This window comes from Mesorhizobium sp. P3_A2, from assembly GCF_056403115.1.
This window is the reverse complement of sequence record NZ_JBFUGC010000001.1, coordinates 157,766-178,849: the sequence shown is the minus strand read 5'-3', so window position 1 is coordinate 178,849 and position 21,084 is coordinate 157,766. Positions and strand designations below refer to the sequence as shown.

Sequence of the window (21,084 nt, the reverse complement as noted above, 5' to 3'; positions counted from 1 at the left end):
CAGTTGTGAAAAACGCTGCGCGGTGTGTCGATCAGAAATCGGTCGGCGCGCCGCCTTCGGAGCGGCGCTTTTCGACGAAGTCGTTGAGCTCTTCGCGGATCGCCGGGTCCATATAGGGTTCTTCGTAGGACGCCAGCCGTTCCTTCCAGACCTTGTTGGCCTTTTCCAGCGCGGTCGGCGAGCCGGCTTCGGCCCAGGTCTCGAAATTGCGCCAGTCGGAAAGGATGGGCGAATAGAAGGCGTTCTTGTAGCGGTCTTGCGTGTGCTGGGTGCCGAAGAAATGGCCGCCGGGGCCGACAGACTGGATGGCGTCGAAGCCGAGCGCCTCTTCGGAGAGGTCGAGCGGGGTCAGGAACTCCGCCACCATCTGCAACAGGTCGATGTCCAGGATGGTCTTCTCGTAGGAGCAGCGCAGGCCGCCTTCGAGCCAGCCGGCGCCGTGCATCATCAGATTGCCGCCGCCCTGTATGGCGCCCCACAGCGAAAACACGCTTTCATAGGCGGCCTGTGCGTCGACGGTGTTGGCGGCGCAGGTGTTGGAAGTGCGGTAGGGGATCTTGTAGCGGCGGGCAAGCTGGCCGCCGACAAGCTGCGCCTTCATGTATTCGGGCGTGCCGAAGGCCGGCGAGCCGGACTTCATGTCGACATTGGAGGTGAAGCCGCCATAGCCGACGGGCGCGCCCTTGCGTACCATCTGGGCAAACGCGATGCCGGACAGTGCCTCGGCATTCTGCTGCACCAGCGCGCCGGCGATGGTGACCGGCGCCATCGCGCCCGACAGGGTGAAGGGCGTGACGACGACGACCTGACCCTTGCTCGACATCTGGATGATGCCTTCCATCATCGGCACGTCGAGTTTGAGCGGCGAATTGGTGTTGATGATGGTGAAGACGGACGGCTCTTCCAGCATCTGCTCGTGGCTGATGCCGCGCGCGATCCTGGCGATCTCGATGCCGTCGACATTGCGTTCCTTGCCGAGCGAATAGATGTGGAACACCTTGTCGGTCAGCGTGGCGAGGTCGCGGATGCATTCGAGATGGCGCACCGACGGGTGGATGTCGGTCGGCTCGACCGGATAGCCGCCGGTGCAGTTCAGGATGTTGTGCATCTGCGCCAGGCGCAGGAAGTTGCGATAGTCCTGCTGGTTGCCCGGGCGGCGGCCGCGATCGAGGTCGGAGCAGTTCGGCGCCGAGGCCATCATGGACAGGATCACATTGTTGCCGCCGAAGCGGACATCGTGCGCCGGGTTGCGGGCATGCAGCGTGAATTCCGACGGGCAGTTCGAGACCAGATCAAGGATCATGTCGCTGTCGAAGCGCACGCGCTCGCTGCCCGCGGTCACGTCAGCGCCATTTTCCTTCATGATGCGACGAGCTTCGTCGTGCAGCACGTCGACGCCGATCTCCCGAAGCACGCGCAGCGAGGCGAGGTGGATCGATTCCAGCTCGTCGTCGGAGACCAGCTTGGTCGGCGTCAGCGGGTTTCTCAATTGCCGGAAAGCCGGCTGTTCGAAGGCGACCGAGCCGCCGGCGCGTTTGCCCGCACGGCCACCGCGACGGGCGCGGTCGGTTGCCAAAGGCGGTTCGGCTGGATGCAGGGCGGCGGTCATGATGGTCCTCGTACGATGCGGGTAGCGGGCGGCATAATGGACCGCCGGCTGTCCGGCCATTGCGGAGGCGGCGACCACTAGGACGAGGGAAGCGACATGCCGGAACGGCAGTGTGCGATAGATAGGACGTGCCCACTAGCCCTTGGCGTAAGGGGATTTTGGCGGCGGCCCTTTCTTTCGCGAATTCGAACCGCTAGCTCATGGTTTGCCGCTGAATGGGCCGGCAGTTCACATGGAAAGCAATATGGCCACCACCGGCGCGAGCGACAGCGAAGCGCCGACGCAATGGGCAGCGCTTGCGGGCGTAACTGCTGCCCTTGCCATGTTCGGCGCGGCACAAGGGCTGAGTTCGCCGCTGTTTACGCTGCTGATGCAGAAGCAGGGCATGTCGCCGGCGCTGATCGGCCTGTCGGCTGCGATGATGCCGCTCGGCCTGATCCTTTCGGCCTCGTTCGTGCCGGCAGCCGTCCGCATGGTTGGCGCACGCTCGCTGGCTGTCGGCTGCTCATTGATCGGGGCAGTGTGCTTCCTCGGCATCGGCTATCTGCAGGACTGGGTGGGCTGGTTCGTCCTCCGTTTCATCATCGGCATCGTCATCAATCCGCTCTATATACTGGGCGAAGTGTGGGCGCTGTCGCTGGCGCCGCCGTCGCGCCGCGGCAGAGTTATGGGGGCATTCAACACCGTGCTGGGCGCGGGTTATGCCGCAGGGCCTTTGGTCCTGACCGCGGTGGGCATATCGGGTTGGGTTCCTTTCCTGGTCGGGATGGCTGGCTTTGTGCTGTGCGCCGTGATCCTGCGTGCGGTTTCGTCAAGCCTTGCCGGCTTCGAGGAGGACGGTCAGTCGTCCGGCGGGTTTCTCGGTTTCGCCAGGCTGGCGCCGGCGCTGTTGTTTGCCGTGCTGGTTTCGGCGGCGGTCCAGCAGGGCACCTACGCATTGATGCCGGTCTTCGGTGCCGCCTATGGCCTGCCTGAAAGAACACTGGCGGCCCTGGTGATGGCGCTGTCGCTGGGAAACATCTTCCTGCAAATCCCGCTTGGCCTGCTGGCCGAGCGTTTCGGCGGGCGCGCGATGATCATCTTTTGCGCCCTGGCGACAACGACGTGTGCGGTTTTGCTGCCATTGCTGATCACGACCCCGGCGATCTGGCTCGTGCTTCTCGTCATGGGCGCGGTCGGCTACGGCGTCTACACCATGGCCTTGGTCGAGCTCGGCAGCCGCTTCAAGGGAACGGTGCTGGTCGCCGGCAACGCCGCCTTCGCGCTGATGTGGGGCGCCGGCGGCATTGTCGGCCCGCCCGGCGCCGGAGCCTTGATGCAGGCGATCGGTCCGCTCGGCCTGCCGGTGGTGATCGCCAGCCTCGACGCGCTGCTGGTCGGCTTCGCGCTCTACCGCTCCGCCAGTCGTAAGGACGCGTGACGGGTTGAGCAGGCGCGGGAGGGCATACCCTCACGTCACCATCTTGAATAAAACCGCCTGCGACGCGATGTAGGCAGGGCCGCCCGCCAATAGCTTGGAGACCATGCGTGACCCAATCGATGACAAAACGCCAGACCGAGACCGCCGCCGAGGATAATTTCCTCTGGCTGGAAGATCGGACCAGCAAGCAATCGCTCGACTGGGTGCATCGCCAGAACGAGGTCACGGTCGGCGAGTTGCAGGGCGATCCGTCCTATCAGGCTGCGTTCGAGACGGCGCTCGACCTGATGACGGCCGAAGACAACATCGCGGTGGGTGCCGCGCTCAACGGCCATGTCTATAATTTCTGGCAGGACAAGACCAACGTGCTCGGCCTCTGGCGCCGTACGACGGTCGCCTCCTACAAGACCGAGAAGCCCGACTGGGAGACGATCATCGACTTCGATATCCTGTCCGCCAAGGAGGGTGTGAAATGGGTGTTCAGCGGCGCCAGCCGCCTCTATCCCGACTTCAATCTATGCCTAGTGGCGATGTCACCGGATGGCGGCGATGCCAGCGAGATGCGCGAATTCGACATTGAAGCCAAATCCTTTGTCGAGGGCGGCTTCAGCGCCCCGGCCTCCAAATCCGGCTTTTCCTGGCTGGACAAGGACACCGTCCTTGTCTCGGCCGCCTTCGAGGAAGAGGACAAGACCCAGTCCGGCTATCCGCGCGTCGTCAAACTTTGGAAGCGCGGCACCCGCCTGGAAGACGCGACGCCGATCTTCGAGGCGGAGAAACAGGATCTCGCGGCCGGCGTCGGGGTCGAATATGACGGCGACAGCCAGTATCTGTTTCTGTCCCGCGCGATCGCCTTCTTCTCCTCGCACAGTTTCCTGCGCCTGCCATCGGGCGAAAACCGGCGCATTCCGCTGCCGGACGATGTCACAGATACGGCCCTGTTCAAGGGCCGGTTTGTGTTCGGCGTGCGCAGCCCGTGGACGGCGCCTGATGGCACCGTGTGCCAGCCTGACGGTCTCTATTCCCTGGATTTCGAACGCTGGATCGACACCGGCGATTTGGGACCTGTCGAAACCGTGCTCGAGCCGGCGCATCGCGTGTCCGTCGCCGGCATTGCCCGCACGCAGGCCCGGCTGTTCATCAATCTGATGGACAATGTGCGCGGCAAGGTCATCGTCGCCGAGCGCAAGGGGGAAAGCTGGTCGCTCAAGCCGGTGGCGCTGCCTGAAAACGGGAATGTCGGTATTGCGCACGCCGAGCATTTCGGCTCCAGCGTCTCGTTCTCCTTCACCGATTTCCTGACGCCGAGCTCGATCATCTGGTCGGACGACGATGGCGAGACGCTGGCCACGGTGAAGTCGCAGCCGGCGCGTTTCGATGCCGCGCCGCTGATTTCCGAACAGTTCGAGGCGCGCTCGAAGGACGGCACCATGATCCCGTATTTCGTCGTCAGGCGACGCGACCAGAAGGGTCCGGTGCCGACGCTGCTTTATGCCTATGGTGGCTTCGAAGTGCCGCTGCTGCCCGGCTATGCCGGCGTGCGCGGCAGGCTGTGGCTGGAAAAGGGCAACGCCTACGTGCAGGCCTGCATCCGCGGCGGCGGCGAGTTCGGCCCCGCCTGGCATCAAGCAGCGCTGAAGGGCAACCGCCAGAATGCCTTCGACGATTTCGCCGCGGTGGCGCAGGATGTCGTCAAGCGTGGCATTGCCACGGCCGGTTCACTTGGCATCCAGGGCGGCTCGAATGGCGGCCTGCTGACCGGCGTTTCCCTGACGCAGCATCCCGAACTGTTCGGCGCCGTCATCATTGAAGTGCCACTGCTCGACATGCTGCGCTACACCGACCTGCCGCCCGGCGCCTCGTGGATGGGCGAATATGGCGATCCGTCGAAACCGGAAGAGGCCAGGTGGCTGGGCGCCTATTCGCCCTACCAGCATGTGTCAGCCGACGCTGCCTATCCGCCGGTGCTGCTGACGACGTCGACCGCTGACGACCGCGTCCATCCCGGCCATGCCCGCAAGATGGCGGCGCGGCTGCAGGAAGCCGGGCACGACAGGACTTTGTTCTTCGAGGAGACCGAGGGCGGCCATGGCGGGCGCGGCGACCGCCGGCCACAGGCTGCACAAACGGCGATGAAATACGTCTTCCTGCAACGGGCGTTGTCCGCCACGGCCTAGACCCCTCGTGGGCCAAGCAAAGGGTGGTTCACCTCGACCAGCCTTTGCTCTAAGGTGCGGCCATGGCTCTCGTCAGGATCTTGGTCAGCGCCTTAGGGGCTCGCGTATTTCGGGTGGCGGTGACACCGTCGCCGCGCACGCTGCGTGCCGAACTTTTGCGGCTGTGCGCCCGCATCGGCTATTCACCGCCTGCCGTCCTCTGACGAATTCGCCCCGGCATCGCCGGAATGATTTCAGAGGAAAGACCCAGACATGACCTATCAGAATTATTCGCTGAAGCAGCTTCAGCAGATCGACGCCGCGCATCATCTGCATCCGTTCACCGACCATAAGGAGTTGCGCGAGGCCGGCTCGCGCATCATTACCCACGCCAACGGCCCGTTCATCTACGATGCCGACGGCACCGAGATCCTCGACGGCATGGCCGGGCTGTGGTGCGTCAATGTCGGCTATGGCCGTGACGAGCTGGCCGACGCTGCTTACGCGCAGATGAAGGAATTGCCCTACTACAACTCATTCTTCAAATGCTCGACGCCGACGCCGGTGCTGTTGTCGAAGAAGCTGGCCGAACTGGCGCCCAAGGGCATCAGCCAGGTGTTCTACGGCTCCTCCGGTTCGGAGGCCAACGACACGGCACTCAGGCTTGTCCGCCATTTCTGGGCGCTCGAAGGCAAGCCCGAGAAGAACCGTATCATCTCGCGCAAGTCGGCCTATCACGGCTCGACTATCGCCGGGACGTCGCTGGGGGGGATGGATCTGATGCACAAGCAGCTCGGTGGTGCTGTCCCCAACATCGTCCATGTGATGATGCCCTATGCCTATGAGCTGGCTCTGCCTGGCGAAAGCGACCATGATTTCGGCCTGCGCGCCGCCAAGGCAGTGGAGGACGCCATCCTCGAGGCCGGCGCCGACAAGGTTGCCGCCTTCATCGGCGAGCCGGTGATGGGGGCGGGCGGAGTGAAAATCCCGCCGATGAGCTACTGGCCTGAAGTGCAGCGCATCTGTCGCAAATACGATGTGTTGCTGATGCTGGACGAGGTCATCACCGGCTATGGCCGCACCGGTGAATGGTTCGCCGCGCAGACCTTCGGCATCGAGCCCGACACCATCACCACGGCCAAGGCGCTGACGTCGGGCTACCAGCCGCTTTCAGCACTGCTGGTCGGCGACCGCATCGCGGCGACACTGGTGGAGAAAGGCGGCGAGTTCTATCACGGCTATACCTATTCGGGTCACCCGGTGGCCTGCGCGGTGGCGCTGAAGAACCTCGAGATCATGGAGCGGGAAGGTCTGGTCGACCGTGTCAAGAACGACACCGGACCTTACTTCGCCCAGGCGCTGCAGGAGCGCATCGCCGGCCACGAGCTGGTCGGCGAGGTGCGTTCGATCGGGCTGATGGGGGCGATCGAGATCGTCAAGGACAAGGCGACCAAGGAGCGCTTCCTGCCGGCGGGCAGTGCCGCCGTCACCGTTCGTGACCACGCCATCGCGCAAGGCATGATGCTGCGCGCCACCGGCGACACGATGATCCTGTCGCCGCCGCTGATCTGGACGCGCGAGACGATCGACATGGCTTGCGAACGCATCGCCAGGGCGCTGGATCTGGCGCTAGCGGATTTGCGCAAGAAGTAGGCGAAGCGATCGCAGGGGCGCGTTGCGATCAGGGCGCCCCTGGCAACTTCGTGACTTCAGGGAACGATAGCCGCCGTCGCGCGTAGTGTTCTCGGCCGGCAGGATCGGCTGCAGTTGAGGGGTTCATGAAAAAGATCACGAAGACACTGCGCACGCGAGGAGCGGGCGCCATAGGAGCCGACCTGATGCTGGCGCCATTGGTGATGGCCATGCGCCTGCCTCTGATGGCAGCCGACGCACAAAACGGCAGAGGCCTTGGCTCCGAGACTGCACGCGCCATCAATGAGAAAGCCACGGCTGTTGCCGAAGGCGCGTTTGCCGCGCAAATGGCGCTGTTCCAATCGGCGGCGCGCTTCTGGCCGGAGATTTTTTCCGGCCGCACGCCATCGCTGTTCAACGGCATAGCCGTGGAACGGTCGATCAGTGCGGCGCTGAAGCCTGCCAGCCGCGCGGTGAAGGCGAATTTCCGCCGGCTGTCGTCAAAGGATTGATTGAGGCTTCGCGCCCGACGACATCTTCTGTCCGACTTGGTGGCGGTGAAAACCGGTTTCCGGTCTTATTGCGCCTACGCTAGACTCCCATGCGGCATATTGCCGATGGGGGGACATGATGGCCGTACAACCGCTCAACCAGCCCGCTGAAATTCCGCCCGAACTCGACCGTTGGAACTGGGGCGCGTTTTTCCTCAACTGGATCTGGGGTATCGCCAACAACACCTTCATCGCGCTGCTGATGTTCGTCCCGCTGGTCAACATCGTCATGCTCTTCGTCCTGGGCGCCAAGGGCAGCCGCTGGGCGTGGCAGAATGTGTCCTGGCGCGATGCCGAGCATTTTCGCAGGGTGCAACGCAACTGGGCGATCGCTGGGTTCAGCCTGTTCGTGGTCTCGCTTGTCAGTATTGCCGCCGTGGCCCTCGTCGTTCCTCGCATGATGAAGAACAGCGACGCCTACCGGCTGACCATGGAGACGGTGCGCGCCGATGACCGCGTCAAGGCCGCGCTGGGTGAAGATATTGACGCCGGCTATTGGGTGGTCGGCAGCGTCCAGGTCGTCGGAGACGGCTCGGGCGACGCCCAGCTCAGCGTTCCCGTCCATGGCAGCCATGGCTGGGGCTGGGTGATGTCGCATGCCGTGCGCAGCGCGGGAAAATGGAATCTGCGCCTGCTTGTCGTCATGGCCGGAGGGGCGCCGATCGTGCTGGTTGACGAGGATCACATCGGCAGTCCAGCTGCGGCAACCAAAATATAATCGGACGACGCGGCAATAGTTCCTAGAAACGCAAAAACCGCGCCCCATCGGGAACGCGGCTTTGCCAGATACGCATGGCGTTTCGCCAACAAAAACACTTGCGAAACTTACGGGCTCCGGTACGCGAGACCTGATCCGGAGCGCCGGGCGGATGCGATATGTCCGCCTCGCCATCCGTTGTATAGGCACATCGTTACCGTCGGGTTATCGAGAGCTTAAGCAAATCTAAATTTGCAACTTTTCCATACGAGAAAAATCGATAAAACGGTGCAAAATTCGAAACTTATAGAGAATTGCCGCGAAGGAAATTTATGATGCCGGAAAAATCGGCGCCGCCATTTCCCTGCGCGTTGAACAGGGCATAAAGCTGGGCTGCTTCGGCCCCCATCGGCGTCACCGCGCCGGCACTTTGGGCAGCCTCCTGCGACAGTTTCAGGTCCTTCAGCATGAGTGCCGCGGCAAAGCCCGGCTTGTAATCCCTATTGGCCGGCGATGCCGGCACCGGGCCGGGCACCGGGCAGTAGGTGGTCAGCGACCAGCACTGGCCGGACGAGGTCGAGGCGACGTCGAACAGCGCCTGATGCGAGAGGCCCAGTTTTTCGGCCAGCACGAAGGCCTCGGCAACGCCGATCATCGAAATGCCGAGCATCATGTTGTTGCAGATTTTTGCCGCCTGGCCGGCGCCGTCATCGCCGCAATGGACAATGCGGCCGGCCATCGGCTTCAGGATCGGCTCGGCGGCAGCAAAAGCTTCGCCCGAACCGCCGGCCATAAAGGTGAGGGTGCCGGCTGCAGCGCCGCCTGTGCCTCCGGAGACGGGGGCATCGATCGAATGCAGTCCGTGCTTCTTTGCAACGGCATGCGCCTTCCTGGCCGACTCGACATCGATGGTCGAGGAATCGATGAACAGAGCGCCTTGCTTGGCCCTGGGCGCGATGTCCTCGTAGACCGAGAGCACGTGCTTGCCGGCTGGCAACATGGTGATGACGACATCGGCGTCTTTCACCGCGGCAACAGCATTGGCCATTACCGTCACACCATGTTCACGCGCTACCGCAAGATTCTCCGGCATCAGGTCGAAGCCGTTCACAACATGCCCCGCCTTGACCAAATTGGCGGCCATTGGATTGCCCATATTGCCGAGGCCGATGAAGGCGATCGTCGTCATATCTCTCTCCCGGTATTGCTGGCTTCAGCGGCCGATCAGTGCCCGCGCGATGATGACGCGCATGATCTCGTTGGTGCCCTCGAGGATCTGGTGGACGCGCAGGTCGCGCACCAGCTTTTCGATGCCGTAATCGTGCAGATAGCCATAGCCGCCATGCAGCTGCAGCGCCTCGTTGGCGACGTTGAAGCCGATATCGGTGACGAAGCGCTTGGCCATGGCCGACCATTTGCCGGCATCCGGCGCCTTGCGGTCGAGTTTCGATGCGGCGGCATAGAGGAAAATGCGAGCCGCCTGCAGCTCGGTTTCCATGTCGGCCAACCTGAACTGCAGCGCCTGGAACTGGTTGATCTTCGAGCCGAAAGCCTTGCGTTCACCGGTATAGGCCAGCGCCTTGTCGAGCGCCGATTGCGCGCCGCCGAGCGAACAGGCGGCGATGTTGAGGCGGCCGCCGTCGAGCCCGGCCATGGCGATGCCGAATCCGGCGCCTTCGCCCGACAACAGGTTTGCCGCCGGCACCTTGCAGTCCTCGAAAATGACCTGGCGGGTCGACTGCATGTGCCAGCCCATCTTGTGCTCATTGGCGCCGAAGGAGAGACCGGGCGCGTCCTTGGGCACGACGAAGGTGGAAATGCCCTTGGGACCATCGGCGCCGGTGCGCGCCATGACGACATAAAGGTCGCTGTCGCCGGCGCCGGAAATGAACTGCTTGGCGCCGTTCAGCACATAATCGTCGCCGCTCTTTACCGCGCGCGTTTTCAGCGCCGCCGCGTCGGAGCCCGAGCCGGGCTCGGTCAGGCAATAGCTTGCCAGCCATTCCATCGAGGTCAGCTTCGGCAAAAAACGCTGGCGCTGCTCGTCGCTGCCGAAGCGGTCGATCATCGAGGCCGCCATGTTGTGGATGGAGATGAAGGAGGAAAACGCCGGATCGGCGTGCGACAGCGCCTCGAAGATCAGCACGGCGTCGAGCCGGCCGAGCGCCGAACCGCCGACATCGTCCCTGACATAGATGCCGCCGAGGCCGAGCGGGCCGGTCTCGCGGATCACATCGGCGGGAAAGTGTTTTGCCCGGTCCCATTCGAGTGCATTAGGCGCGACGCGATCGGCGGCGAAGGCCTGCGCCATCTCCTGGATGGCGCGCTGCTCCTCGTTGAGTTCGAACTGGCTGGTGCTCGCATCGACCGCGGCGTCCATGGCGTGCTCCCTGTGTTTCCCCTTGCTGGGGGTTGGCTTGCTGGCCTGTTGTTTTTGGCTTTGCGCGCCGCCCAATCTAGACCAATGATGCCGCCGCGCAACCCGGCCTGCTGCGCAGCGGCTGTGCATGAATGGATCAACGGAGCATTGCGTGCCGACATATCTCAGCGAGCTGCTCGACCGTTTCCACGGCTATCTCCGGGGCGTGGACAATGCACTGGTGCGTGACGCTGTAGGCCGGATCGACTGGACAATGCCGGCTCGTCCGCTCGAAGCGCATCCGCTGCCTTGCGTTGATCAGCTCAACCGCATCGCCGAACTGGCGCCGCCGGATGCGCAACCGCTGGTGCGGCTATTGGCGCAGCGCCGCAACGATCTGTATTGGGGGCAGACCTACAATGCAGCGGATTTCGGCGCGGCGTTCCTGCAGAAGTATGGCTGGCTGGAGGTTTTTGGGCTGCGCGGCCATTTCGTCAACACGGAGGTTGCGGCCGGATTGCTGATCCTCGGACCTGATATCACCTATCCCGACCACCATCATATTGCCGAGGAGATCTACATTCCGCTGACCGGCGGCACTGAATGGCGGATGGGCGAGGGCGCCTTTCATGTCCGCCAGGCGGGTGAGGTAATCCATCACGCCTCCAATGTCAGCCATGCCATGCGCACCGGCGACGAGCCGCTGTTGGCGCTCTACATCTGGCGCGGCGGGCCGCTGGCGCAGAAGTCGACCATTCCCGGCGCGCAGGGCAGGGGCTGAACCATGGCCAAGGCAATCATGCTGCAAGGCACCGGCTCGGATGTCGGCAAGACGGTGCTGGTTGCCGGGCTCTGCCGCGCCGCGAAGAAGCGCGGACTGAAGGTCAGGCCGTTCAAGCCACAGAACATGTCGAACAATGCCGCCGTCGCCGACATTCCCGGCGAGAACCGCGCCGGCGGCGGCGAGATTGGCCGGGGGCAATGGCTGCAAGCGCTGGCCTGTGGTGTTCAGCCGACCGTGCATATGAATCCGGTGCTGCTCAAACCCCAGAGCGACATCGGTTCGCAGGTGATCGTGCAGGGCAAGGTGTTCGGCGAGGCGCGAGCGAGGGACTACCAGACGATGAAAGCAGGGCTGATGGACGCCGTGCTGGAATCCTGGGCAAAGGTCGGTGAGGGCGCTGACCTCATCATCGTCGAAGGGGCGGGCTCGCCGGCCGAGATCAATCTGAGAAACCGCGACATCGCCAATATGGGCTTTGCCACGCGCGCCGACGTGCCGGTGATCCTGGTCGGCGACATCGACCGCGGCGGCGTCATCGCTTCGGTCGCCGGCACGCATCTGATCCTGCCGGAAGAGGACCGGCGCATGATCGTCGGTTACCTCATCAACAAGTTCCGTGGCGATGTCTCGCTGTTTGATGACGGCATCCGGTCGATCGAAAAATTCACCGGCTGGCGCTGCTTTGGCGTCGTGCCGTGGCTGAAGGCGGCAGCGCGGCTGCCGTCCGAGGATTCGGTCGTGCTCGAACGACTGGCCTCCGGCGAGAAAAGGGCGTTGAAAGTCGCCGTGCCGATGCTTGGCCGCATCGCCAATTTCGACGATCTCGATCCGCTCAAGGCCGAGCCGCAGGTCGAGGTGGTGTTCGTGCCGCCGGGAAAGAAACTGCCGGAAGATGCCGGCCTGGTGGTCATTCCCGGCTCGAAATCGACGATCGGCGACCTCCTGAAATTTCGCGAGAATGGCTGGGATCGCGATCTCCTCGCCCACCGCAAGCGCGGCGGCCACGTCGTCGGCATTTGCGGTGGTTTCCAGATGCTCGGCCGCGTGGTGCGCGACCCCGACGGCATCGAAGGCAGCGTCACCGAGGCCGAGGGGCTCGGCCTGCTCGACATCGAGACGGTGATGGAACCGGAAAAGACGGTGCGCAATGTCAGCGCGCGCTCGGTGCCGTTCGGCCTGCCGCTCGAGGGTTACGAAATCCATCTCGGCCGCACCACGGGGCCGGATATGGCGCGGCCGTCCGCCGTCATCAACGGCGCCGATGACGGCGCCATCTCCGCCGACGGCAAGGTGTCGGGCACCTATCTGCACGGGCTGTTTTCCGCCGACGCTTTCCGGGCGAGATTCCTGGAAAGCCTCGGCGTCAAAGGCGGCGGTATCGATTATCGCGCCGAAGTGGAAAACGCTCTGGACGAGATCGCAGCTGAGCTGGAGAGGCATCTCGACTGCGATGCCATTTTCGGGCTGGCCCGTTAGCCGGCTTCGCCAGCCTTCGGCCAATACGTCCCAAACGACCAGACATTGCCTTCCGGATCGCGGCAGATGAATTCGCGGCTGCCATAGTCGCGGTCGGTCAGTCCCTGGATGATCGTGGCGCCGGCCATCTTGGCCCTGGCATGTGCGGCATCGGCATCGTCGACGGCGACGTAGATCGACTTGCCGCCGCCGGAGCCGGGCTCGCCGACCATCTTGCCGTAGTCGTCGCTGCGCGCCGTGCCCAGCATGATCATCGAGGAACCGAAAGTGAGCTCGGCATGGTGCACGATGTCGCCTTCGCCATAGCGGGCGCGAACCTCGAAGCCGAAGGCCGCGCACAGCCAGTCGATCATTTTTCCTGCATTTTTGTAGCGCAGCGCCGGATAGAGCCGGGGCGCTTCAGCGGTGGCGGGCATGGAAATCTCCTTCATTCAAGTTGGTCGATAACCCACTCTGTTCGAAGGCCGCTCGCCCGTCTTGAAGAAATGTTACCTCAGCGCCGTTGGCGGATCGCCGGCGAGTTGGCGGAACTCGCGCACCAGATGCGCCTGGTCGGCATAGCCGCAATCGGCGGCGATATCGGCCCAGTCGCTCTGGTCCTGCCGAGACAGGCCGAGCGCCCGGTTGAAACGCACGATGCGCGACAGCGTCTTCGGCCCGATGCCGGTCGCATCGCAGAATTTGCCGGCGAGATGTTTGCGGCTCCAGCCCAATTTTTCGGCGATCGAGGAAATGCGGGTCCGGCCGCCAGATGTGACGATGCGGTCGTAGGCCCAGGCAATTTCAGGCGACGTATCGGCGGCATGCCCGAGGCGGGTGGCGACGAAGGCCTCGGCAAGGTGGAAACGCGCCGCCCAATCCGATGCATTGCCAAGCCTTTCGCGCAGCGCCATGCCCTCGGCGCCGAGCACATCGTCGAGCACGACCATGCTGTCGGTCAGCTCGCTCATCGGGAGGCCGAAGAAGCGGCGGGCGCCGAGCGGGGTGAAGTTGATCTGCACGCAGCAGGCGGCGCCAAAGGATTCGATGATTACCGGGCCGGCAAACAGGCCGGCGGCGAAACTGGCGAAACGGTCATTGTCGCCGGGATCCTTGCCAAGGCCGATGGCGAATGGCTCGGCGAAGCTGATCACCAGCGGCACGGTCAATGAGGCATATTCGATGTTGCGGAAATGGCCGGGCGCGGTTTCGCGATAGCCGCAAATGTCCGACACAATACCCTCGAGCGCGGGCGGCGGAGCCCGCCGGCACATCTCGAACCGCCCGGCGATGGAGAGGTCCTGTTCCTTGCGGCGCTGCATCTCGATCGGCATAGGCCATCCTTTGCCGATCAAATCTAGCAGACGCCCAATCCTGAATCAAAACGGGGCCTTAATCAAAAACGGGCCGAAAGCAAAAGCGCCCGGCTTTTGGCCGGGCGCTTCGGTTGCCTGAGATATGCGTGCTTAGGCGCCGCGCATCATGCAGCCGGCGGCAAGCACGATGTAGGCGATGAGCATAATCCAGACCGATGCCAAGGGAATAAACGCAAGAACGCCAAGCGCGGCGAGAACGCCGATGATGGCGATGACAAGGGAAATAATGAAAACAAGCTGAGTGGGTGCACTAAGATTCATGTGTGGTCCCTCCAACATGATTCGTACGACCACATTCTATCAGGGCGTGGGCTCATACACCAATTAGCTGGCGTAACGGGTTTGCCGGATCGGCCAGCAGCCTGATCGCCAGCGCCAGGCAGATGATCACCAGCAGCGGCTTGATCAGCCTTGCGCCGATGCGGATGGCAAGGCTGGCGCCGAGGCGCGCGCCAAGGAACTGGGCGACGCCCATCATCAGCCCGATCTTCCAGTAGATGACGCCGGCCACCGCAAAGACGATGAAGCCGCCGATGTTGGAGGCGAAATTGAGCAGCTTGGTGTGCGCCGTCGCCTTCAGCACGCCAAAGCCGGCGAGGCTGACGAAGGCCAGCATGTAGAAGGAGCCGGCTCCCGGCCCGAACAGGCCGTCATAGAAGCCGACAGCAGGTGCCACGGTCAGCCCGAACAGGAAGGGCGACAGGCGCTCGGCGCGGTCGACATCATTCATGTTGGGCTTCACGGCGAAGTAGAGCGCGATGGCGATCAGCAGCAGCGGCAGCAGCGCCCGCAAGAGATCGCCGGGCACGAAGGCCGCCAGCAAGGCGCCGACGGCACTGCCGGCAAGGGCCAGAAGCGCGGACGGCAACTGACGGCGCAGATCGACATGGCCATTCATGGCGTAGTGGATGGTCGCCGACGCCGTGCCGAAAATGCCTTGCAGTTTGTTGGTTCCAAGTGCTGCCACCGGCGGGAAACCGGCAAGCAGCAGAGCAGGTATGGTGATCAGGCCACCGCCGCCGGCTATCGAATCGACAAAGCCGGCTGCAAAGGCAGCGAAGGCGAGCATGATGATTGTCTGGGTGGCGAGGTCGAACATCGGGATTTTCTGGGCATTCCGGCGGGAAAAGAGATGCCGCGCCTTCGATCATGGCGACCTGGTTTGCGCAAGGCCGAATCCGCGCTACCCCTATCCAGGCACGTTGCGCTTGGATTTCCTGTGGTGCATGTCATTATCCCAAAACCGCTGCGCACTTTTGGGTCACCGGGGCGGATTAGGAAAAGGGACGCTGTTGGCGATGGCATTGCTTGACCAGATACGCTCGATCTTCGATGGCGACCCCGGCGTTCGCAAAGTGGCCGACGACCCGGTGCTGTCGGCGGAACTTCTGATGCTGTTTCGCATGATCCTCGCCGACGGCTCGGTGTCGGAGAGCGAGATGGTCGCCTTCCGGCGCATCTGCAAGGAGGCCTTCGGCATCCCGGAAACCAGCATCGACGCGGTCGTCGAATATCTCAACGAGTTCGGCTACGAGACCAACGGCTCGCAGGCCATCGCGCTGTTTCGCGATCTCGATGTAGAGCGGCGCAAGCTGCTGGCACGCCATATGGCCGAGATCGCCAAGGCCGATTCAAAATTGGCCGAGAGCGAGGTGCGGCTGCTCCGCCGTACGCTCGACCTGCTGGACATCAGCCCGGTCGATGTGGTGAAGCCGGGAGAGTAAGCCGGCAGAGCCGGGCTCGACGGCGGCTAGCCGGGTCCCCGCTGCTTCGCAGCGTCCCAGCGTTCGCGACCTTTCATCGTGCCACTGGCACGATGAATTCGCTGCGCGAACCGGCCGCTCACCCCTGTTCCTGCATGCGCCGTGCGATCGCCCGGTGCAGGTCGGGAGCAGCCGCCACCAGCGCCTTTGCCGCCTCCGACTGGGGATGGTCGAGCACATCACTGGTCTTGCCGCGCTCGACGATCCTGCCGTCATGCATCACCAGCACTTCGTCGGTGATGGCGCGGGCGACGGTCAGATCGTGGGTGATGAAGAGATAGGCGATGCCGAGCTTCTGATTGAGCTCGGCGAACAAATCGAGGATCTGGGCGCGGATCGAGACGTCGAGTGCCGAGACCGGCTCGTCGGCCACCACCAGTTTCGGGCGAGTGATGATGGCGCGGGCGATCGACAGGCGCTGGCGCTGGCCGCCGGAGAATTCATGTGGATATTTGTCCATCTCGCTGGCGCCGAGGCCGACTTCGTGCAGTGCATGCGCCACCATCTCGCGCCGCTCGGCAGGCGTCGGCTTTTTCTCCAGCGCATGCAGCGGCTCGGCCACCAGTTTCTCGACCTTCTGGCGCGGGTCGAAGGAGCCGTAAGGGTCCTGGAACACCACCTGCATGTCGCGCCGCGCTGGCTTCAGCTCCGCCTCGCTCCTGCCGGTGATGGTTTCGCCGCCGAAGCGGATCGTTCCCGAGGTAGATTTGTCGAGCGCCAGGATCATGCGGGCCAGCGTGGACTTGCCGCAGCCGGAGCGTCCGACCAGCGCCACCGATTGACCGGGCGCCAACGACAGGGAGACGTCGTCGACAGCGCGGATTGGCGTCGGGCGTTGGAACAGGGAGGTGCGCCGGCCGGAATAATCCCGCGTCACGCCTTCGACCTCAAGCAGCGGCTTGCCTTGGCCGGTAGCATGCGCCTTGGCGCGCGCTGGCACATGCATCGAGGCCAGTGCCAACTGGCGCGTGTAGGGGTGAAGCTGTTCCGACAGTGTACGTGCAGTGTCACCGGTCTCCATCACCTCGCCATGGCGCAGGATGGTGATGCGGTCGGCCATCTCGGTCACGACAGCGAGGTCGTGCGAGATCAACAGCAGGCCCATGCGGTTTTCGCTGACAAGGCCGCGCAAGAGGTCGAGGATCTGCGCCTGCAGCACCACGTCAAGCGCCGTCGTCGGCTCGTCGGCGATCAAGAGCTTGGGCTTCAATGCGCAGGCGATGGCGATGACGACGCGCTGGCGCTGGCCGCCCGACAGTTCGTGCGGATAGCGAGACAGCGGGAATTTCGCTTCGGGCAGGCCGACGCGGTCGAGCATTTTGCGCGCCCGGTCCTCAGCTTCGGCTCGGCTTGCCTTGGTGTGCCAGCGTATGCCTTCGGCGACTTGCTCGCCGATGGTTTTTACCGGATTGAGCGCCGTCATCGGCTCCTGGAAGACCATGCCGATATCGTCGCCGCGCAGCGCGCACATCTGGTCCTCGGTGGCCGCAAGGATGTCGATGCCGTCGAAAGAGACGCGGCCGCTGGCGCGCGCGGCGTGCGGCAGAAGCTGCATGATGGTCAGCGCCGTCATCGATTTGCCGGAGCCGGATTCTCCGACCAGCCCCATCACCTCACCGGGCGCGACTGAGAGCTCCACCCCTTTCAGGATCGGCGTGTCGCCGATCGCCAGCGACAGGTTTTCGATCTCCAGCAGGCTCATCGCTGCCGCCGCGATTTCGGGTCGAGGATGTCGGCAACGCCGTCGCCGAGCAGGTTGAGGCCGAGCACGGTGATGACTATGGCCATGCCCGGGAAAATCGCCATCCATGGCGCCACCACCATGCGCGTCTGGGCGTCGAACAGCATGCGGCCCCAGCTCGGCATTGGCGGCTGTGCGCCGAGGCCGACATAAGACAACCCGGCTTCGGCGAGGATGCCGAGCGCGAACTGGATGGTGCCTTGCACCAGAAGCAGCGTGGCGATGTTGGGCAGCACGTGTTCGATGCTGATCTGGGTCTTGCTCTTGCCGGCAGCACGCGCGGCGAGAATGAATTCGCGCGGCCAGATCGCCAGCGCGCCGGCGCGGGCGACGCGGGCGAACACCGGAATGTTGAAGATGCCGATGGCGATGATGGCGTTGATCGCGCCCGGCCCGAAAATGGCCGTGATCATGATCGCCGACAGCAGCGCCGGGAAGGCAAAGACGAGGTCGTTCAGCCGCATCAGCGCCTCGTCGACAAATCCGCCGCGCGCGGCGGCAAAGGTGCCGAGCGGCACGCCGACGCCCATGCCGATGCCGACGGCGACCAGCGCCACGGCAATCGAATTGCGGGCGCCGACCATGATCATCGACAGGATGTCGCGGCCGAAATGATCGGTGCCGAACCAGTGCGCCGAAGAGGGCTCGAGCGTCTTGTCCGAGATCACCAGCTTGGTCACGTCGTAAGGCGTCCAGACGTAAGAGACGAGCGCCATTGCCACCACCAACACAGTGATGGCGAAGCCGATGAGGAAGGAGCGGTTGCGGAATGCTTTGGCCAGGACGCTGCCAAACGTCTCCTCTGGGATGTCGATGTGCAGCGTCATTGCCGGCCTCGAAGGCGGGGGTCGACGATGGCGTAGGAGACATCGACGACGAGGTTGACCGCAATGACGGCGACGACCAGCAGCATGACGATGCTTTCGACGACAATCAGGTCTCGCTGGGTGATCGCCTGGAACACCAGCCGGCCAAGGCCGGGCAGATAGAAGACGTTTTCGATGATGATGGTGCCGGCGAGCAGGAAGGCGAATTGCAGGCCCAGAATGGTCAGCACCGGGATCATCGCGTTGCGCAGCGCGTGCCGCCACAGCACGGCGCGGTAGGGCAGACCCTTGGCGCGGGCGGTGCGGATATAGTCCTCGTTCAGCACCTCGATCAGCGCCGAGCGGGCGACGCGGGCCAGGATCGCAGCCTGCGGCAGAGCAAGTGCTACGGCCGGCAGCAGCAGCGATTTCAGCGCCGGCCAGACACCGGCGCTCCAGCCGGGAAAGCCGCCGGCCGGCACCAGCCGCAGCCAGACGGCAAAGAGGTAGATCAGCATCAGCGCGAACCAGAAGTTCGGCACGGCGACGCCGAGCTGGGCAGCGCCCATGGCGATCGTGTCACCGGCCCGGCCGCGCCGGCTGGCGGAATAGAGCCCGACCGGAATGGCAATGATGGTGGACAGCACCAACGCGATCAGCGCCAGCGGCAGGGAAACCGCCATGCGTTCGCGCACAAGGTCGATGACCGGCACCGAATAGGTGTAGGAGCGGCCGAAATCGAGGCTGAGCAGGCCGCCCACCCAGTGGAGGTAGCGCAGGACCAGTGGCGCGTTGAGCCCCATCTGGTTGCGGAGCTGCTCGACCTGGTCGGCGCTGGCGTTCAGGCCAAGCATCAACCGCGCCGGGTCGCCGGGCAGGATCTCCAGCACGGCGAACACGACCATCGAGGCCAGGATCAGCGTGGCGATGGCGATGGCGAGGCGTTTGAGGAGGTAGGCGGTCATGATGCGGGAAGTGCAGGGTTGCTGCAGGCGAAGAACGGGCAGAGATCGAGTTCCCGCCCACCCCCCTCTGTCCTGCCGGACATCTCCCCCTCAAGGGGGGAGATCAGCAGTTCCAGCGCGGGGCTTTCCTTTGCGGCGTTGGCAATTGGCGAAAGCAGAGATGAGAGCGCAATCTCCCCCCTTGAGGGGGAGATGTCCGGCAGGACAGAGGGGGGTGTGACGGAGCGCAAGCGTCGCGCCTTGGCCAACAGCCTCACTCGCTCCACTTCACCTTGGTCAGATCATTCGCCTGGATCGGCGCATTTTCCCACAACCCCTGCAGCTTGGCGTCCCACACTCCGACCTTCGGCAGTTCGTAGAGGAAACCGACCACGGCATCGTCGGCCAGGATCTTCTGGGCTTCGCCGAGCAGCGTGTTGCGCTTGGCGTCGTCGGAGGTGAGGTTCAGCTCGGCGATGATCTTGTCGAAGGCCGGGTTGTCGTAGTTGAAGTAGTACTCCTTGCGCGAATAGATATCGATGTCGTTGGGCTCGGTGTGGGAGACGATGGTGAGGTCGTAATCCTTCTTGGTGAACACCTGATCCAGCCACTGCGCCCATTCGACCGGAATGATCTCCAGATCGATGCCGACATCGCGCAGCTGCGAGGCGATGATCTCGCCACCGAGGCGGGCATAGGAGGGCGGAGGCAGTTTCAGCGTCGCCTTGAAGCCATTTTCCAGGCCGGCCTGTTTCAGCAATTCCTTCGCCTTGTCGACATTGTGCGGATAGAGGCCGGTGAGGTCGACATAGGCCTTGCTGGCGGGCGACATGTGCGAGCCGATCGGCACGCCGAGGCCGGCCGAGGCGCCGTCGATGATCGCCTTGCGGTCGAGCGCGAAGGCAATCGCCTGCCGCACCTCGAGCTTGTCGAAAGGCGGCTTCTTGTTGTTGATCGCGAGGATGGTTTCGCCCTCGGTCGAGCCGATCACCACCTTGAAGCGCGCGTCGTCCTTGACCTGGGCGACACTGTCGGGATCGAAGAAGGGGAAGGCCTGGATGTCGCCGGAGAGCAGTGCCGGCACGGCGGCCGCGGCATCGGGCACGATGCGGAACTCGGCCTTGTCGAGAGATACCGGAGCGCCCCAGTAGGTGTCCGATTTCACCAGCGTGATCGATGAGCCCTTGGCCCAGCTCTGGAACTTGAACGGGCCGGTGCCGATGGGCTTTTCCTTGTTGGTGTCGGCGCTCTCCGGCGCCACGATCACGGCGTCGCCCCACCCCATATTGTAGAGGAACGACCCTTGCGGGTTCTTCAGCGTGACCTGGACCGTCGCCGGATCGACGACTTCGACCGTGTCGATGGCCGCGAACAGGCCCTTTTGCGCGTTGACGGAATTGTCGGCGCGGGCGCGGTCGAGCGAGAATTTCACGTCGCTGGCGTCGAAATCGGTGCCGTCATGGAATTTGACACCGGTGTGCAGCTTGAAGGTGTAGACCTTGCCGTCGTCGGAAATGGCCCAGTTCTCCGCGAGATCGGGCAGCACTTCGCCGTTCGGGCCGATGCGGGTCAGGCCTTCGAAGACGTTGGCGTAGAGCACTTCGTCGATCGCCGCGGCGGCACCGGCGGTCGGATCGAGATGCGGCGGTTCGAGCGTAATGCCGATCACCAGGTCGGTACGCGCGGCAAAGGCCTGGCTGCCGGCGGCCAGCGCCAAAACTGCCGCGGCAAGAATGGTTTTCCACAATTTCATCGTGCAACTCCCAAATGCTCGGACCCTGATGGATAGAA

General features: G+C 63.7%; 19 protein-coding genes. 8 read left to right on the top strand and 11 right to left on the bottom strand.

Annotated features, from left to right (window positions below):
• Positions 1–31 precede the first annotated feature (31 nt).
• Positions 32–1,609 carry a trimethylamine methyltransferase family protein gene (locus tag AC1DXM_RS00825; RefSeq protein WP_477231330.1) on the bottom strand — a complete coding sequence of 526 codons (1,578 nt, stop codon included), beginning with the start codon at positions 1,607–1,609 and terminating at the stop codon, positions 32–34.
• 244 nt (positions 1,610–1,853) lie between these two features.
• On the opposite strand from AC1DXM_RS00825, the gene AC1DXM_RS00820 reads away from it, so the two are divergent.
• The 5 genes from AC1DXM_RS00820 (at position 1,854) to AC1DXM_RS00800 (ending at position 8,086) form a co-directional block, all read left to right on the top strand.
• A complete protein-coding gene (locus AC1DXM_RS00820) occupies positions 1,854–3,029 on the top strand; it encodes an MFS transporter (protein WP_477231329.1) in 1,176 nt (391 codons plus the stop codon).
• A gap of 119 nt (positions 3,030–3,148) precedes the next feature.
• Positions 3,149–5,206 (top strand): prolyl oligopeptidase family serine peptidase, encoded by a 2,058-nt coding sequence (locus tag AC1DXM_RS00815; RefSeq protein ID WP_477231939.1) that lies wholly within the window; start codon positions 3,149–3,151, stop codon positions 5,204–5,206.
• Between the two features lie 252 nt (positions 5,207–5,458).
• Positions 5,459–6,838 carry an aspartate aminotransferase family protein gene (locus tag AC1DXM_RS00810; RefSeq protein ID WP_477231328.1) on the top strand — a complete coding sequence of 460 codons (1,380 nt, stop codon included), beginning with the start codon at positions 5,459–5,461 and terminating at the stop codon, positions 6,836–6,838.
• A gap of 125 nt (positions 6,839–6,963) precedes the next feature.
• On the top strand, positions 6,964–7,329 hold the full coding sequence (locus AC1DXM_RS00805; RefSeq protein WP_477231327.1) for a hypothetical protein: 366 nt from the start codon (positions 6,964–6,966) through the stop codon (positions 7,327–7,329).
• Between the two features lie 118 nt (positions 7,330–7,447).
• Entirely contained in the window at positions 7,448–8,086 is a 639-nt protein-coding gene (locus AC1DXM_RS00800; RefSeq protein ID WP_477231326.1) for a cytochrome c oxidase assembly factor Coa1 family protein, read from the top strand.
• A gap of 283 nt (positions 8,087–8,369) precedes the next feature.
• Here AC1DXM_RS00800 and mmsB read toward each other — a convergent pair whose 3' ends face one another.
• Together mmsB and AC1DXM_RS00790 are read right to left on the bottom strand one after the other, a co-directional pair.
• Positions 8,370–9,254: a 3-hydroxyisobutyrate dehydrogenase gene (mmsB, locus tag AC1DXM_RS00795; RefSeq protein ID WP_477231325.1), complete on the bottom strand. Its 885-nt coding sequence runs from the start codon at positions 9,252–9,254 to the stop codon at positions 8,370–8,372.
• A gap of 24 nt (positions 9,255–9,278) precedes the next feature.
• Positions 9,279–10,445 carry an isobutyryl-CoA dehydrogenase gene (locus tag AC1DXM_RS00790; RefSeq protein ID WP_112565303.1) on the bottom strand — a complete coding sequence of 389 codons (1,167 nt, stop codon included), beginning with the start codon at positions 10,443–10,445 and terminating at the stop codon, positions 9,279–9,281.
• A 127-nt stretch (positions 10,446–10,572) separates the two neighbouring features.
• On the opposite strand from AC1DXM_RS00790, the gene AC1DXM_RS00785 reads away from it, so the two are divergent.
• Complete coding sequence (locus tag AC1DXM_RS00785) at positions 10,573–11,205, top strand: dimethylsulfonioproprionate lyase family protein (RefSeq protein ID WP_477231324.1); 633 nt, start codon at positions 10,573–10,575, stop codon at positions 11,203–11,205.
• Between the two features lie 3 nt (positions 11,206–11,208).
• Positions 11,209–12,684 carry a cobyric acid synthase gene (locus tag AC1DXM_RS00780; RefSeq protein ID WP_477231323.1) on the top strand — a complete coding sequence of 492 codons (1,476 nt, stop codon included), beginning with the start codon at positions 11,209–11,211 and terminating at the stop codon, positions 12,682–12,684.
• On the opposite strand, the gene AC1DXM_RS00775 is transcribed toward AC1DXM_RS00780, so the two are convergent.
• The 4 genes from AC1DXM_RS00775 to AC1DXM_RS00760 all read right to left on the bottom strand — a co-directional run bounded on the left by AC1DXM_RS00775 (position 12,681) and on the right by AC1DXM_RS00760 (position 15,138).
• Entirely contained in the window at positions 12,681–13,100 is a 420-nt protein-coding gene (locus AC1DXM_RS00775) for a VOC family protein (protein ID WP_477231322.1), read from the bottom strand. The two genes, AC1DXM_RS00780 and AC1DXM_RS00775, sit on opposite strands and share 4 nt — an antisense overlap.
• Positions 13,101–13,172: 72 nt before the next feature.
• Positions 13,173–13,997: a helix-turn-helix domain-containing protein gene (locus AC1DXM_RS00770; protein ID WP_477231321.1), complete on the bottom strand. Its 825-nt coding sequence runs from the start codon at positions 13,995–13,997 to the stop codon at positions 13,173–13,175.
• A 132-nt stretch (positions 13,998–14,129) separates the two neighbouring features.
• On the bottom strand, positions 14,130–14,300 hold the full coding sequence (locus AC1DXM_RS00765; protein WP_477231320.1) for a hypothetical protein: 171 nt from the start codon (positions 14,298–14,300) through the stop codon (positions 14,130–14,132).
• 52 nt (positions 14,301–14,352) lie between these two features.
• Entirely contained in the window at positions 14,353–15,138 is a 786-nt protein-coding gene (locus tag AC1DXM_RS00760) for a TSUP family transporter (RefSeq protein WP_477231319.1), read from the bottom strand.
• Between the two features lie 193 nt (positions 15,139–15,331).
• Between AC1DXM_RS00760 and AC1DXM_RS00755 the strand changes: the two genes are divergently transcribed.
• Complete coding sequence (locus AC1DXM_RS00755) at positions 15,332–15,763, top strand: TerB family tellurite resistance protein (protein WP_477231318.1); 432 nt, start codon at positions 15,332–15,334, stop codon at positions 15,761–15,763.
• A gap of 118 nt (positions 15,764–15,881) precedes the next feature.
• Here AC1DXM_RS00755 and AC1DXM_RS00750 read toward each other — a convergent pair whose 3' ends face one another.
• From AC1DXM_RS00750 to AC1DXM_RS00735, 4 genes are all read right to left on the bottom strand, one after another.
• Positions 15,882–17,504: an ABC transporter ATP-binding protein gene (locus AC1DXM_RS00750; RefSeq protein ID WP_477231317.1), complete on the bottom strand. Its 1,623-nt coding sequence runs from the start codon at positions 17,502–17,504 to the stop codon at positions 15,882–15,884.
• The gene (locus AC1DXM_RS00745; RefSeq protein ID WP_477231316.1) at positions 17,501–18,370 is read right to left on the bottom strand and encodes an ABC transporter permease; all 870 of its coding nucleotides are present in this window, start codon (positions 18,368–18,370) and stop codon (positions 17,501–17,503) included. Before AC1DXM_RS00745 ends, AC1DXM_RS00750 begins: the two co-directional genes overlap by 4 nt.
• Positions 18,367–19,314, bottom strand: coding sequence for an ABC transporter permease (locus tag AC1DXM_RS00740; protein WP_477231315.1), 948 nt, complete (start codon positions 19,312–19,314; stop codon positions 18,367–18,369). Before AC1DXM_RS00740 ends, AC1DXM_RS00745 begins: the two co-directional genes overlap by 4 nt.
• A gap of 253 nt (positions 19,315–19,567) precedes the next feature.
• Positions 19,568–21,046 carry an ABC transporter substrate-binding protein gene (locus AC1DXM_RS00735; RefSeq protein ID WP_477231314.1) on the bottom strand — a complete coding sequence of 493 codons (1,479 nt, stop codon included), beginning with the start codon at positions 21,044–21,046 and terminating at the stop codon, positions 19,568–19,570.
• Between the last annotated feature and the right edge of the window lie 38 nt (positions 21,047–21,084).

What these genes read in the sequence shown, in the direction of transcription:
- AC1DXM_RS00825 (WP_477231330.1), bottom strand. Translation starts at nt 1,609, where the DNA reads ATGACCGCCGCCCTGCATCCAGCCGAACCGCCTTTGGCAACCGACCGC.
- AC1DXM_RS00820 (WP_477231329.1), top strand. Translation starts at nt 1,854, where the DNA reads ATGGCCACCACCGGCGCGAGCGACAGCGAAGCGCCGACGCAATGGGCA.
- AC1DXM_RS00815 (WP_477231939.1), top strand. Translation starts at nt 3,149, where the DNA reads ATGACAAAACGCCAGACCGAGACCGCCGCCGAGGATAATTTCCTCTGG.
- AC1DXM_RS00810 (WP_477231328.1), top strand. Translation starts at nt 5,459, where the DNA reads ATGACCTATCAGAATTATTCGCTGAAGCAGCTTCAGCAGATCGACGCC.
- AC1DXM_RS00805 (WP_477231327.1), top strand. Translation starts at nt 6,964, where the DNA reads ATGAAAAAGATCACGAAGACACTGCGCACGCGAGGAGCGGGCGCCATA.
- AC1DXM_RS00800 (WP_477231326.1), top strand. Translation starts at nt 7,448, where the DNA reads ATGGCCGTACAACCGCTCAACCAGCCCGCTGAAATTCCGCCCGAACTC.
- mmsB (WP_477231325.1), bottom strand. Translation starts at nt 9,254, where the DNA reads ATGACGACGATCGCCTTCATCGGCCTCGGCAATATGGGCAATCCAATG.
- AC1DXM_RS00790 (WP_112565303.1), bottom strand. Translation starts at nt 10,445, where the DNA reads ATGGACGCCGCGGTCGATGCGAGCACCAGCCAGTTCGAACTCAACGAG.
- AC1DXM_RS00785 (WP_477231324.1), top strand. Translation starts at nt 10,573, where the DNA reads ATGAATGGATCAACGGAGCATTGCGTGCCGACATATCTCAGCGAGCTG.
- AC1DXM_RS00780 (WP_477231323.1), top strand. Translation starts at nt 11,209, where the DNA reads ATGGCCAAGGCAATCATGCTGCAAGGCACCGGCTCGGATGTCGGCAAG.
- AC1DXM_RS00775 (WP_477231322.1), bottom strand. Translation starts at nt 13,100, where the DNA reads ATGCCCGCCACCGCTGAAGCGCCCCGGCTCTATCCGGCGCTGCGCTAC.
- AC1DXM_RS00770 (WP_477231321.1), bottom strand. Translation starts at nt 13,997, where the DNA reads ATGCCGATCGAGATGCAGCGCCGCAAGGAACAGGACCTCTCCATCGCC.
- AC1DXM_RS00765 (WP_477231320.1), bottom strand. Translation starts at nt 14,300, where the DNA reads ATGAATCTTAGTGCACCCACTCAGCTTGTTTTCATTATTTCCCTTGTC.
- AC1DXM_RS00760 (WP_477231319.1), bottom strand. Translation starts at nt 15,138, where the DNA reads ATGTTCGACCTCGCCACCCAGACAATCATCATGCTCGCCTTCGCTGCC.
- AC1DXM_RS00750 (WP_477231317.1), bottom strand. Translation starts at nt 17,504, where the DNA reads ATGAGCCTGCTGGAGATCGAAAACCTGTCGCTGGCGATCGGCGACACG.
- AC1DXM_RS00745 (WP_477231316.1), bottom strand. Translation starts at nt 18,370, where the DNA reads ATGACGCTGCACATCGACATCCCAGAGGAGACGTTTGGCAGCGTCCTG.
- AC1DXM_RS00740 (WP_477231315.1), bottom strand. Translation starts at nt 19,314, where the DNA reads ATGACCGCCTACCTCCTCAAACGCCTCGCCATCGCCATCGCCACGCTG.
- AC1DXM_RS00735 (WP_477231314.1), bottom strand. Translation starts at nt 21,046, where the DNA reads ATGAAATTGTGGAAAACCATTCTTGCCGCGGCAGTTTTGGCGCTGGCC.